General features: G+C 44.5%; 10 protein-coding genes. 6 read left to right on the top strand and 4 right to left on the bottom strand.

Features of this window, described 5'->3' with window-relative positions:
- Positions 1-401: 401 nt before the first annotated feature.
- Positions 402-1055, bottom strand: coding sequence for a response regulator transcription factor (locus tag NYE35_RS28740; protein ID WP_076107075.1), 654 nt, complete (start codon positions 1053-1055; stop codon positions 402-404).
- A gap of 17 nt (positions 1056-1072) precedes the next feature.
- Positions 1073-2230: a sensor histidine kinase gene (locus tag NYE35_RS28735; protein WP_076107076.1), complete on the bottom strand. Its 1158-nt coding sequence runs from the start codon at positions 2228-2230 to the stop codon at positions 1073-1075.
- Positions 2231-2394: 164 nt separating this feature from the next.
- On the opposite strand from NYE35_RS28735, the gene NYE35_RS28730 reads away from it, so the two are divergent.
- The 6 genes from NYE35_RS28730 (at position 2395) to NYE35_RS28705 (ending at position 10782) form a co-directional block, all read left to right on the top strand.
- Complete coding sequence (locus NYE35_RS28730; protein ID WP_036678569.1) at positions 2395-3330, top strand: ABC transporter ATP-binding protein; 936 nt, start codon at positions 2395-2397, stop codon at positions 3328-3330.
- A gap of 17 nt (positions 3331-3347) precedes the next feature.
- Complete coding sequence (locus NYE35_RS28725; protein WP_051491030.1) at positions 3348-4520, top strand: ABC transporter permease; 1173 nt, start codon at positions 3348-3350, stop codon at positions 4518-4520.
- Entirely contained in the window at positions 4513-5673 is a 1161-nt protein-coding gene (locus NYE35_RS28720; RefSeq protein ID WP_341122303.1) for an ABC transporter permease, read from the top strand. Before NYE35_RS28725 ends, NYE35_RS28720 begins: the two co-directional genes overlap by 8 nt.
- 122 nt (positions 5674-5795) lie before the next feature.
- Positions 5796-6119 (top strand): L-rhamnose mutarotase, encoded by a 324-nt coding sequence (locus NYE35_RS28715; RefSeq protein WP_038573529.1) that lies wholly within the window; start codon positions 5796-5798, stop codon positions 6117-6119.
- Positions 6120-6341: 222 nt separating this feature from the next.
- Positions 6342-7496 (top strand): cation:proton antiporter, encoded by a 1155-nt coding sequence (locus NYE35_RS28710; protein ID WP_036678577.1) that lies wholly within the window; start codon positions 6342-6344, stop codon positions 7494-7496.
- Positions 7497-7773: 277 nt separating this feature from the next.
- Positions 7774-10782, top strand: a complete 3009-nt coding sequence (locus tag NYE35_RS28705) for an efflux RND transporter permease subunit (RefSeq protein WP_339824442.1) — start codon at positions 7774-7776, stop codon at positions 10780-10782.
- A 69-nt stretch (positions 10783-10851) separates the two neighbouring features.
- Here the strand turns inward: NYE35_RS28705 and NYE35_RS28700 are convergent, their stop codons facing one another.
- Both NYE35_RS28700 and NYE35_RS28695 read right to left on the bottom strand, forming a co-directional pair.
- Positions 10852-12039, bottom strand: a complete 1188-nt coding sequence (locus NYE35_RS28700; RefSeq protein ID WP_341122302.1) for a copper amine oxidase N-terminal domain-containing protein — start codon at positions 12037-12039, stop codon at positions 10852-10854.
- A 44-nt stretch (positions 12040-12083) separates the two neighbouring features.
- Positions 12084-13364, bottom strand: coding sequence for a hypothetical protein (locus NYE35_RS28695; protein WP_341122301.1), 1281 nt, complete (start codon positions 13362-13364; stop codon positions 12084-12086).
- Between the last annotated feature and the right edge of the window lie 4 nt (positions 13365-13368).

Raw genomic sequence — 13368 nt, 5'->3', positions numbered from 1 at the left:
GCGAGAAGTTGCTATCGGACCCAGTTGCCCCTAATCGCAGCATTTTCGCTTTTTTAGAATGGTAACGGACCCGAAAGCCACTATTGGCATTAAAAACACCCCAAATGAGCCTCTTTCTGAGGAATAACGTCGCTGGGGTCCGAAACTCTGCTCAAACGCCGATAAAATTGTAAATAGCGTCGCTGGAGTCCGAGCCCGCCCGCGCCAAGGAGTAACGTCGCTGGAGTCCGAAACTCTGCTCAAACGCCGATAAAATTGTAAATAGCGTCACTGGAGTCCGAGCCCGCGCCAAGGAGCAACGTCACTGGAGTCCGAGCCCGCGTCCAAGGAGTAACTTCACTGGAGTCCGTAAGAAAAACTAACTTTGGCAGCGGCCTATTCACATGTTATATGTTACTAGTTCAACCCCGCATGTTCTTCAAATAAAAAATTGCAATTTGCGTACGATCGCGGAGCTCTAATTTGCTTAATATATCCGTTATGTAATTTTTGACGGTACCTTCGCTTAAAAAAAGCTGTCCGGCGATTTCTTTGTTGCTATGCCCCTCAGCGATAGAAGCCACTACAGCCAGCTCTGTTTTGGTCAATCCGAACGATTCCAGTGGCTGTACCTGTGGCAATTCTTGCCGTGCCGTAGGCTGCAGAAAGGTTGCCAGCTTGCGGGCGATATCAGGGTGGATAAGCATGTTCCCATCAAAAACCGTTTTAATGCCCTGGATGATCCGGTCTGGCGGTATGTTTTTGAGCAAATATCCACTAGCTCCGTTACGCAGTGCTTCAATGATATATTCATCGTCATCGAAAGTGGTCAGCATCAATATCGCAATTTGCGGAAAAGCCTGCTTAATCTTCTCCGTTCCTTCAACGCCACCGCAGCCGGGCATGCGGATATCCATCAGAGCTACATCGGTCTTTAATCCTTTTTGAAGTAATTCCAAGGCCTCGTTACCTTCACAAGCTGCTCCGGCAACTTCAATATCTGGGTCCATACCTAGCAATACTTGCAGACTTTGGCGAATAAAGGGGTCGTCGTCAACAATCAACACTTTAATCATTAGCATGGCTCCTTTCGTTATACAATCTCATCTTGCTTATAAATGGGCAGCCGTGTAACGACTGTAAAATGTGGCGCCTGCCTTAGTTCGAGTGTTCCGCCGATCAGATGAGTGCGCTCGTACATTCCTTTCATCCCGTCTCCACCACTCCCCAATAATTTGCGGAGCTTCTCTTCTTCTGGAAGTGATCCATTGTTGCTAACCTCCATAGTGATTCCTGCTTGCGCGTAGTCAATTTTGATCCGGATGGACGTTGCTTTTCCATGCCGCAAGGCGTTGGTTATAGCTTCACGGGCGTTTTTGTACAGGATTACTTGAATACTGGGATAGAGTGGATAAGGTATGCCCTGTACTTGGTATGAGGTCTCGATCCCCGTCTCACGTCCAATTTCTTCGAGCAGCCGGTCTAACGCATAAGCTCCCTCAAGCTTCGGAGTGTAGTTGATACGTTTAACTGCGGACCGCATATCGTCCATGCTGGCCGACAGCTGGTCACGAATCAGTTCCATCATTTGCATTCCGCTCTCGGGAGAGGTAGGCAAGGTCTGGAGGGCGGCCTCCATCATCATTTTAATCCGGATTAGCCGGTGGCCGATATCGTCATGGAGCTGTCGTGAGATGCGGACGCGCTCTTTGGATTGGGCAGACTCTTCTACTTGCGCGCTGAACTCCAGCAGGCGGTTGCGAGCTTCATCGAGCTCGAAATGCTTTTTGCGTAACTCATCATATAGAAGAAGAGTGTCTTCGCGCCTCTGGCCAGCTTTTAATAATAGCTTATTTAGGTAGGCAGTGAGCAGAAATGAAAAGTTAATGTAAGTCACTACGAGCGATGGAGAATTCTGGAGTGCAACGTTCAAAGCTATCAGATGTACACCTGTGAACACATAAGGCACTGCTTTAGGCTGGAGTCTGGAATAATAAAGCAGTGCTGATATAGCGGGGAAAATCATCATGCTGCCATATTGATAACATAACCAGGCCGTGAACAAGATTTCAATGATACTAATCAAAGCATGAATGGATCGAGGGAGCTTTGGCACCATGACCACAAGGAATAGAAGCATCAGGATATGCAGCGTGAAGATTCCATAATCGTTATATTGATAGACATAAATGGTAATAAACGCAGGGATTAAGATGAGTCCGTAACGCAATAAGTTTAGCTCTCTGGGCACGCCTTAGTCATCCTTTATGTTTTTTAATAATCTTAGCATATTATCCCACTACTTCAGGAGATGACTTTAGTCACCTTCAAAAAATGACCTTTCGTACATCCGTAAAAATTCAACCTAGAATAAAATTGAAAATATAGAAGCACACACGACAGGGGAGATAAGAGATGGCAATCGCGGTGTTGACCGATGTGGTGAAACGGTATGAGAACAAATTAACGGTAGATCATGTGAATGTTACGATTCAAGCAGGAGAGATCTTTGGCCTGCTAGGCCCGAACGGGGCAGGTAAAAGTACAACTATAAGTATGATTTGCGGCCTGCTAAAGATTGATAGTGGAGACATTGTTATTGATGGGTTATCAGTCTCTTCGTATGCACTGGAGGTTAAGAAAAAGATCGGCTTAGTTCCGCAGGATTTGGCTTTGTACAATACAATGACAGCAGCTGAAAATGTGACTTTTTTCGGAAGATTGTATGGTTTGCGGGGAAAATTGCTGAAAGAGCGGGTGGCGGAAGCTCTTGCTTTCACAGGACTTAGTGACCGTGCCAAAGAAAAACCAGCCACTTTCTCCGGAGGGATGAAGAGACGTTTGAATATCGCCTGTGCCATCATGCATCATCCAAAGCTGATTATTATGGATGAGCCGACCGTAGGGATTGATCCGCAGTCTCGTAATCATATCCTTGAGTCGGTCAAAGAGCTAAATCGGCTTGGCTCAACCGTCATCTACACTAGTCATTATATGGAAGAGGTTGCAGCCATTTGTGATCGGGTAGCGATTATGGATAAGGGACATATCATTGCTTGTGGTACGGAAAAGGAGCTGCGGGAACGGGTTTCTCAGGAAGAAAAAATAGTGGTCAAAGCAACGAACATCACCCCGGAGCTAATCAATGAGCTTAGTCTACACCCGCGGATCACGAGAGTGGAAAGTAAAGAGGGAACGGTAGAAATGTATCTCCCCTCCTCACAGGATGAGCTGCAGGATATCTTATTTATTTTTGCTAAACATGAAGGGGTTATTGGTTCTTTGAATATAGAGGAGCCGGATCTGGAGACATTATTCCTTAGTTTGACAGGACGGACATTGCGCGATTAAAGGAGGGAGAGAACGCTTTGAGAAATATTTGGACAATTATGATTTATGAGCTTCGCAGGCTGTTTATTTCACGCTCAATCATCATTAATATGTTTCTGCTACCGCTGCTTTTGATCTTTCTGCTGGGTGCCTCCCTTTCCAGTGTAATCGGTGATAAGGCAGCGTCTGAGATTGATCCAGTACGTGTTGGTATAGTTAATCTTTCTGGAGAAGGATATGAAAGCTCGGCGATGATAGACAGCTTTTTGAAGACGCCGGAGCTTAAGGATATCATCATTCCGGTCAAAGTAGGGAGCCGAGAGACAGCGGAAAGCGGCTTGCGTACCGGAAAATATGGTTATGCGGTTATTGTTCCTCCAGGCTTCGATAAAAAAGTACAAAGCGGTGATACTGCACAGCTAGAGTTTATTCTGGGTAAAGATCGGACAGATAATATGGTTGCGGGGACGGTATTCGATAACTTTTTGAACAATATTAACTATAAGCAGTCCGTAGCTATGACGCTGGGTCCAGAAGCTTTGACTGTTACTGCACCAAGTTCGGGGGAGCAGCCTTCTGTTAAGGTTGGGGCGCTCAGTGAAGGTGGCCGATCCTATACAGCCTCCCAATTCTATGCGGTATCCATGATGCTGATGTTTCTGCTATATAGCGGTTTGACCGTCAGTACCTCTCTTTTTAATGAAAAAGAAAATCATACCCTCTTCCGAATAACTTCAATGCCGGTAAAAGGTTCTGAGCTGTTTATTGGTAAAATGTTAGGTGTAGGGGTTGTAAGTGTAGTGCAGTGTGCAGCGATTATTATCCTGACTCACTTGTTGTTTGGCGTAAATTGGGGCAATCGTCCGGGCTTGCTGCTGCTCTTCTGTCTCTTAATGATCATTGCTTCCATGACGTTATCGATTGTCATTTCAATGTTTAGCAAAACTAAAGCAAGTGCAGGAAGTATTATTAATGTTATCACTGTGGTCATGACCTTTATTAGTGGAGGGATGGCTCCACTTCCGGAATCATGGGTGAACTCCGTCGGGGCATTTACCCTGAATCACTGGGTGCTACAAGCTGTTCTAAAAATGATGCTGCATGCAGAGGTCTCAGAGATTTTGCCGAATCTGCTGGTCATGTCGATCATCTGTCTAGTTCTATTCAGTGGAGCGGTTATCTCGTACCGGAAGGTAGGTTACCATGGATAAGATCTTAACGATTGCTTGGAATATGGTGAAAAGAACAATCGGTTCTCGGAATGGGCTGCTTACGTATATTCTTCTGCCCTGTATTGTCGTGTCGGTGATAGTAGCAATTAGTGGAAGTATGGGTGAAAGACCGGCTACTATTTTATATTCGAATATGGATGATGGTGCAGCAGGTAATCATTTGCTTACCGAGCTGGAGAATACCGGTGATTATAAGCTTGTAGAGAAGACAGATGAGGCTAATTTGAGGGAGAGTATTATCGATCAGAACGGAGAAGCCGGTGTTTTGATACCGCAAAACTTCACCTCCGCACTGCTTGCTGGAGAAGAGCCGCAAATTAGTGTGTATGAGCTTAAGGCTACCGAAACATCAATTATGGTGAAAATGAAAATCAGTGTAATTGCTGATGAAATGCGAAACACTGCGGGACTAATTGGAGCAGCTCGGGCTGAGGCTACTGGCTCGGACTCACAGTTTGCTGCCGTAATGCAGAGAGCAGAGCAACATAGTGTAGGCAGTATAAGAACAGATTATGATTTATATCCCAAAGAGGGCTTAAGCATCGTCACAGGATTTACTTTGATGTTCTTAATGGGGCTGGTTACAAGTTCAGTGTCGCTTATTATGGATGATCGAAGAGAAAGAACGATGAAACGTATGTTCAGTGCCCCGGTTCGCTCGTATGAGATTGCCCTCGGTAATTTTCTGGGAAGCTTCATCGTTGGGTTAATTCAAATCATTGTAATACTTGCCTTAGGCCGTTATGTGCTGCAGTTTGACTTTGGGTTACCGCTCTACTTGTATTTCTTGGTTCTTGCAGCATTTATGCTCGTTTCCATGGGTTTAGCTAGTACGGTAGCAGGTCTGATTCGCAATCCCAATAATACGGGCATGCTTAATTCGCTGATCCTGACCCCGACATGTATGCTTGGAGGCTGCTTCTGGCCGTTATCCATTATGCCGGACTATATGCAGAAGGCAGCTAATTTTGTACCGCAAAAATGGGCGATCCAAGCGATCGATATCGCTGCTACAGGTGGGGGCTGGAATGAATTATGGCTGCCCTTTGCCATCTTGGGCCTTATGGCCGCCGTGCTGCTGGCGATTGGTTCTGCTATTCTTCGTCCGAGTGAAGCCGGAATTAACGCTTAAGAAATTTCCAGAGAATATAGATATGCATAGCTTGGACTACTCTATTCAGGTACAATAATAGGTATCAAATGTCCCTAGTTCTTAATATATGCAAAAGAGGGGATTTCTAGGAGGATGAGCAGATGAGCAGCAATAAATTGGCTTGGACATGGCGGGTGAAGGAAGAATGTTTAGAGGAGTATGTAGCTATGCATTTAAATCCTTGGCCAGAAATTTTGGAGGAGCACAGTAAGGCTGGTATTTCTAACTATTCCATCTTTCAGAATGGCAATCAATTTTTTTACTGTTATGAGTGTGAGGATAGTAAGGCGGCTTTTGATTACATTGCCAAAAGTGATGCCTGCAACCGCTGGAATGCGATTACCTCTAAGATGGTTGAAGGGTCATTTGATTTCAATGATGAGGTGCCTATGCAGCCCTTACGTGAAGTGTTCTATCTGAAATAAGTAATTGCATTCTAGAACAAATCAAATGTGCATAATTATATTATCGGCGCATCTGGTTTACAGTTATTTTAAATATAGGTATAATATAATTTATAAAGTTAAATTGAATAATTATTTGTTTTTTGGAGGAGCCTGTCAACAAGGGCTCCTCTTTGTCTTTTTTTGGCTTGGAGAAGCTCCTGGTTGGCAGTTCTTATATACAACAAGGGAGTGGATAGAAAGATGGAGTTTGTTTTATATCTTATGCTGATCATATTGTTCACCAAAGTAGCTGGTGATCTATCTGTGCGGCTTGGGCAACCAGCTGTGCTAGGCAAGCTTATTGTGGGAATCATACTGGGGCCTGCGGTACTGGGCTGGGTTCAGGATGGAGAGTTTATTCATTATATCTCTGAGATCGGTGTTCTACTGTTAATGTTCATAGCAGGGCTTGAGACGGACCTGGATCAATTGCGCAAGAACTGGAAATCAGCTTTTGCAGTAGCCGTCGGTGGAATTATATTACCCTTTTTGGGTGGGTTCGCCTTAGGAGAAATGTTTGGTTTTGCTTATCATAATGCATTGTTTATGGGCGTTATTCTTAGTGCAACATCGGTCAGCATATCGGTGCAGGTGTTAAAAGATATGAATAAGCTGAACACACGTGAAGGCTCTACAATTCTGGGGGCTGCTGTAGTAGATGATATTCTGGTTGTTATTTTGCTCGCTGTTCTGATGAGCTTTTTCGGTACAGGGGCAGACGTTTCTATTGGTCTTCTAATTGGGAAAAAGGTGTTGTTCTTTGCCGTAGCGATTGTTGCCGGCTGGTTTATTGTTCCTCGGGTCATGAAATGGATGGCTCCGCTGAAGGTGACAGAGGCAGTTATCTCAGCAGCGTTAATGATTTGTTTCGCATTCGCCTATTTTGCTGAAATCATGGGGATGGCAGGAATCATTGGTGCCTTTGCGGCTGGGATTGCTATCTCGCAAACTTCCTTTAAGCACACGGTAGAATCCAAGCTCGAGCCGATTGCTTATTCGATTTTTGTGCCGGTCTTTTTTGTAAGTATCGGACTTAGTGTTTCCTTTGAAGGGGTAGGCAGTCAAATAGGCTTCGTGATCTTGCTTACGGTGGTTGCCATTCTGACCAAGCTGTTTGGTGGCGGTCTGGGCGCGCGTCTTACAGGCTTTGATAACCACTCGTCTGCCATTATTGGGTCAGGGATGATTTCACGGGGGGAAGTTGCGTTGATCATTGCCGCCACAGGGCTGCAAAGCGGCTTGTTACAGCAACAGTATTTTACTTCGGTCATTATTGTTGTCATTGTAACTACACTTGTAACGCCGCCACTATTGAAATTTATGTTCCGTGATCCAGTACGTGCGGAAGGGAAATAAACCATAACAAAAGGGAGTCCTGTTGGCCATTTATATGGCTAACGGGGCTCTTTTTTTATGCTCACGTTCCAGTTGCCATCATCAAGAAAAAGTACGGGGATCTGTCTGCAGAAGGGGAAAGTTCCCCGTCTTAAGACTGAGTACGAAACCAGCCGTAGGGCTGTTTTGACTTCAGCCAAAAATGACTAAACTAAATCTCGGGATGGAAATTAATACATAATCAAACAGACATAAGGGGAGTGCCAGAAATCATGTGGAGTGGAAGGGGAAAAAGAAAATGAAATGGTTAACAAAATGGTCGTTCGGTAACAAGGCTGCGGTGGGGCTTTTAGTAGTCATGGCTCTTGTGGTGGGAGGGATGAGCTACACTTCGTTACCGATGGAATTTATGCCAGAGGCGGATAATCCTCAAGTGACTGTAACTGTGCTGGGTCCTGGCCAGGATACACATGCTATGGAGACTAATGTAACGAAGCCGATAGAAGCTGGAGCAGCTTTTGTGAAAGGGAAGAAGGAAATACTGTCCACTTCCGGAGACGGATATGCGCAGGTGAATATTTTTTATGATTCGAAAACGAATATGAAGGATGCTGCGCAGGAGGTCCAGAAGGTCGTCGATTCATTGAAGTTTCCGGAAGGGGTAATGGCTCCTTTTGTACTTCAGTTGAATACCTCCATGATTCCTGTATCCCAGGTTACCCTTACTTTTGAAGAAGGCCTGACTAAAGAGAATCTTAAGCTTGCGGAAGAAACTATCATTCCAGAGATGCAAAAAGCTGAAGGGGTAGCGAACGTTGCTTTATATGGTAAGGTAACTCCGCAGGTCAGTGTTAAGCTGGACCCAAAATTAATGGCTGAGAAGGGAGTCACGACTCCACAAGTATTAGGTTTACTTCAAGGACGTAATGTTTCGGCATCCCTTGGGGAGCAAACGATTGGTGGGCAAACCGGTAATGTTAACGTAGTTTCTACGATAGATAGTATGGATACTTTAAAAAAGCTTCCTGTATCTGCGGGCGTTAAGCTGCAGGATATCGCTGCTGTCGAATTGAAGCAGGATCAGGAAAGTGTCAGCCGTTCGAACGGGAAAGACGTTCTATTCGCCATTGTGACCAAAGAGGCTAATGCGAATGCAGTCAGTGTCGGAGATAACATTCAGGCTGCCGTAGATCATATTAATAAAACTATTCCTAATGCAGAAGCAGCAGTGGTATTCAGTACATCGGATATGGTAGTTACCTCGGTGAACAGTATGATGCGTGAGGTATTGCTAGGTGCATTATTTGCGACGATCGTGATTCTGTTGTTCCTGCGTAACCTGCGGGCTACTCTGATTACGGCAGTATCCATTCCGCTTTCGTTAGCGGTCACCTTATATCTGCTGAACATTTCCGGCATAAGCTTAAATATCATTACACTCGGGGGAGTCGCGGTTGCGGTAGGCCGCTTGGTCGATGATAGTATCGTGGTGATTGAGAACATTTACCGTAGGCTGCAAAAAGAACCCCTTTCCCGTGAAATGATTATTAGCGCAACTGGGGAAGTGGCTAGAGCGATTACCTCATCAACCATTGCTACTGTAGCAGTATTTCTGCCGATGGGTCTCTTGCGTGGTAGTTTGCAAGCTTTCTTACTGCCGTTTGCTTTAACAGTGACCTATTCATTGCTTACTTCACTCGTAGTAGCTTTGACGGTTGTTCCTCTGTTAAGCTCATGGCTGCTGAGAAGGACATCAATGAAAGAACATGAACCTTCTAAATGGTTTATCCGCTTTCTGGACTGGAATCTTCGCCGTAAATGGGTTAGCTTATCGTTGGGTCTCCTGCTTCTGATTGGCTCCATTGCTGCTTATGTGACTATGCCAAAAGGGGCACTCGATGCATCAGATGCCAGCTATGTTTCTGTTCAGATGAATTATCCGAAGGATGTTCCTGTCAAAGATATTTTGGAAAAGGGAAAGCAGTTAGAACAAGATTTGATGAAGCAGCCACAAGCAGAAACGGTAATCATGCAATCAGGGAATAGTGCGGACGCCGCTAAGTGGGGGAATGTTACCTCTGAAACCTTAGTGGACTATACCGTTGTTATGAAAAAAGGTGCAGATGCTCAGGCTTTTATTGATCATGTTCGTGAGGTAAAAGATTCATACACTGGAGCAACGCTTGTTGCCAACCAAATGAGCATGATGGGATCCAGCTCTACCAGCGAATATATTGATATTGTCGGAGATAATCTTACGGATATTACTAATGTAGCAACAGAAGTTACTGCTAAGCTGAAGACCGTAGAGGGGATTCAAAAAGTCAGCAGCAATATGGAGGATACCAAACCTGTATTTTCCTTTAAGGTAGATCCGGCGCAAAGCAATGCGCAGGAGATTTCGATGCAGCTGTCAGCGATGCTTAATCCGATTCCAATGGGGCAAATTGAGCTCGATGGTGACGCAGCAGGTGTAGTGTTAGATCCTATGGTTCAGCCGCAAACGGAGCAGGATTTAAAAGCACTGACGCTCATGACGGTTGAGGGGCCGAAGCCACTGTCTCAGCTCGCAACTTATGAGGTTCGGAATGAGCCTGCAATGTTGTTCCATAAAGATGGGAAGCCGTATGTACGAATTACAGCAGAGGTTGATCCGAAGAAGGTATCTGAGATCGGTGCGAATATTAAAAAAGAAACGGATAGTCTTACACTTCCGAAAGGCGTGACCTTATTTGCAGGCGGAGCGTCAGTTGATCAGTCAGAGGATTTCAACGACCTGGGTATGACGGCATTAATCTCCATCGGGTTGGTGTATCTGATCATGGTACTCACCTTTAAAACTCTTCGGGCTCCACTGGCGATTATGTTCTCCTTACCGCTCGCAGCGATTGGTGCGATTGTTGGACTTATCGTGTCCGGTGTAACGCCTGACTTCACAGCTCTATTTGGGGCGTTGATGTTAATAGGTATTGTTGTTACGAATGCCATTGTGCTCATTGACCGGATTAAGCAAAATGAAGCCACTATGAGTATCCACGAGGCTATTCTAGAAGCTGCCGGAACACGGATGCGTCCGATTCTCATGACGGCGATTGCCACCATTTGCGCCATGACACCGCTGCTGTTCGGCCATGCCGAGATGGGCAGCATCGTCTCGCAAAGCTTGGCGATTGTAGTCATTGGCGGCTTAACCGCAGCAACACTGCTTACGCTGATTGTAGTGCCGGCGATTTACGAGTTGTTCTACTTCCGTAAATCGGCAAAAGAGCGTAAAGGAGCAGAAAAAACTAATGCTCCGGCGCTTTAAATAGGCAAACGGCAAGCCTCCGGGTTAATGGGGCTTGCCGTTTTTATGTTTTGTTACAAATCCTTATAATTATGGAGTTAACTTGTCTACACTAATCGGATAGGTCTGATCCAGCATCCATTTGCCTGCTTTGGATTTCTTCAGCGTTGTGACAGAGGTGGAGCGGTTATCCTGAAACTCAGGACCCTTAAGCTTGATGCTCGTCTGAACCATATATACGGCTGTGGTATCCTGGGTATAATGAATGATTTTGGCAGATTCCAGAGTGAACTGTAGATCATAGACTGTGAAAATTTGGCTGAAGAGCTGTTTGGTTTGTTCGAGAGCAGGGGACTCAGGATCAATAGTAGATAGCACACCTTGAATATTCTCTGCATTGGTATAGTCCAAGTTGCTCTTAAGCACAGCTAATATATCCGTTTCATCCGACTTCGTCACAGCTGGCTTAGCGTTCAGCAGTTTATCTGGGAGTATATATTGTACGCCTTTAATCTGCAGGTTGTTGATTTTCCAGTCTTCAGTGCTGGCAGTACGCGTTAAGCTATAAATATATTCAGAGGTATTGTCTAAGGTGAATGGACCGCTGAGGTGTGTAGTCGTTTCAACGGCGTGAACCGTAGCCTCTGTGGGTTGAAGGCTGATAACCTCTAATTGATCAAGTGAAGTGGTCGAATCGTATTGTTCCATTTGGCTCTTAATCTGTGGCCCGATGACCACAAGAGGAGACTTGCTATCGATTAGGCTCATGAACCCTTCATAATTCTCATTGTTGGTATAGGTTACGTATTTTTCAAAAAAAGCATTGATTTCCTGCGGGTTTACCTGGTTAGTCTTGCCTGTAATGGTTACTGTCTTCGAGTGTGCATTCCAGGAGACTTCATTACCTGTAGCCTCCCCAACGAAGCGCAGCGGAATGTAAGTGGAATTATTGATGAGCTTAGGGGCAACAGAAAGTTGGGTTATTACACCATTGACGCTGGCCTGCTTGCTGCCTAGTTGCAGTGTAATCGTAAGCCCTTCCTTAGTACCCGTTATGGTACCTGTGGTTTGATTCCAATCGATTGAAAGTCCTAGTTTTTCAAAAACCGGGCGAAAAGGAACGACAATTGTACCATTATCATTGAAGGGAGCCTGTCCCTTCAGTGCGAGCTGTTGCTGATTGATCTGAATGGAGATTGGCTTCTCTGCGGCATGGACAGGCCATGCGATAGCGGTAGAAAGAAGAGTTGCTGCGATTATGCTGGATATGGTTTTCATCTTGTGATTTCTCCTTTGAGTTATGAATGATAATTTAATGGTTATTAGAGGATGACTCCACTAAGAGCCAGAGTAACCTTTGCTTGGAATAAAGCGTACTTTACTTTTTGCTTATCGAATTGCCGATTTAAGTTGAGTAAATCGAGCTTGTTCTGATCTGCCTGAGCTGCTGAAATTAATCCGCTATTTAAGAGAGTATCATTATCCTGGGAGACGCGTACGAGCTCCAGTTGCTGCTCTTTCAGCTCTGAATATTCAAAATCAATTTCATTGGCTTCCGGCCTATAAGTTGCCAGTTTTTCTTCGAGTTGTTGTTGTACTATATTTTTGTGTGAAATCTGGCTGGCCCATAGAACAGAATAATAAGTGACGAGTTCAGCATCGGAAGCTTTAGCTGCATCAAGATTATCTTTGGCGAGTGTGATTCGTGCATCTTCCTCGCGTAAATCATAATTGCTAGAGAGGCTGACTACAGTGTTCCAATTCACAGGCTCTGGTGCACTGGAGATGACATCATCCAGCAGGACTTCTGAATAGGATGATAATCCTAACTCAAGCTTAAATTGTTCTAGCTGAGCTTCATAACTCCTAAGGTTACGTTCAAAAGCAGATTTTCGTTCCGCATTTTTACGATTAAAATCGTCCAAACTTCTCTTAGACAGTAGACCATGCTCGTATGATCGCAAGGTATCCACAGAATGTTGAAACCAATATTGGCTTTCTTGTTTGTCATACTCAATCGTTTTTTTTAGAGAAGAGAGTTGATAATATTTCTGCACAGCGTAGTAGCGGATGAGGGCTTCTGTTTTTTGAAGTCGTAACTGATTAATTACTTTATCTGTTTCTAATGTGCGCAACTGGTCACGAAATTCCTTGAGCTGCGCTGTTTTAGTCTCTTGATTGTAACTGTTTTGGCTTTCAGTCTGAGCGCTAACCCATTGATTCAGAGATGTGTTAATCATAATTTGAATGAGAATGGATTGATTAACCCCTGCCTGTTCTTCTTTACTTAAATCAGAGTAACCAGGAATACTACTGATAAAAATATCAGGATTTACTGGCAGCAGTCCGCTAGTTATGACTACATTTTTTTGTTCCAGCTTTTTCTTTTCAGATGATACATACGAGAATTTGGAATCCGTTTCTGCAATATTCCATTGTGAGAGCTTGATATCTACATAGTTAGTTAATGCTAGCTGGATTGTTTCTTCCATGGAAAGCAATTTTGTTGCACTAGATACCTGCGTATCAGCATGAGCTGTAATGGAATGCGGCAATAGGAGTAATAAGAAGGAAAGTATCAAGAGAGCTGTTTTCTTTAACATTTAG

It is taken from the genome of Paenibacillus sp. FSL L8-0494 (assembly GCF_038003695.1).
Classification (GTDB): domain Bacteria; phylum Bacillota; class Bacilli; order Paenibacillales; family Paenibacillaceae; genus Paenibacillus_AQ; species Paenibacillus_AQ odorifer.
The sequence above is the reverse complement of the archived record's forward strand: the minus strand, read 5'-3'. Positions and strand labels throughout refer to the sequence as shown.

Coding starts and splice junctions, on each gene's coding strand:
- NYE35_RS28695 (WP_341122301.1), bottom strand. CDS start 13,364: ATGTTAAAGAAAACAGCTCTCTTGATACTTTCCTTCTTATTACTCCTA.
- NYE35_RS28715 (WP_038573529.1), top strand. CDS start 5,796: ATGAGCAGCAATAAATTGGCTTGGACATGGCGGGTGAAGGAAGAATGT.
- NYE35_RS28720 (WP_341122303.1), top strand. CDS start 4,513: ATGGATAAGATCTTAACGATTGCTTGGAATATGGTGAAAAGAACAATC.
- NYE35_RS28730 (WP_036678569.1), top strand. CDS start 2,395: ATGGCAATCGCGGTGTTGACCGATGTGGTGAAACGGTATGAGAACAAA.
- NYE35_RS28740 (WP_076107075.1), bottom strand. CDS start 1,055: ATGATTAAAGTGTTGATTGTTGACGACGACCCCTTTATTCGCCAAAGT.
- NYE35_RS28710 (WP_036678577.1), top strand. CDS start 6,342: ATGGAGTTTGTTTTATATCTTATGCTGATCATATTGTTCACCAAAGTA.
- NYE35_RS28705 (WP_339824442.1), top strand. CDS start 7,774: ATGAAATGGTTAACAAAATGGTCGTTCGGTAACAAGGCTGCGGTGGGG.
- NYE35_RS28700 (WP_341122302.1), bottom strand. CDS start 12,039: ATGAAAACCATATCCAGCATAATCGCAGCAACTCTTCTTTCTACCGCT.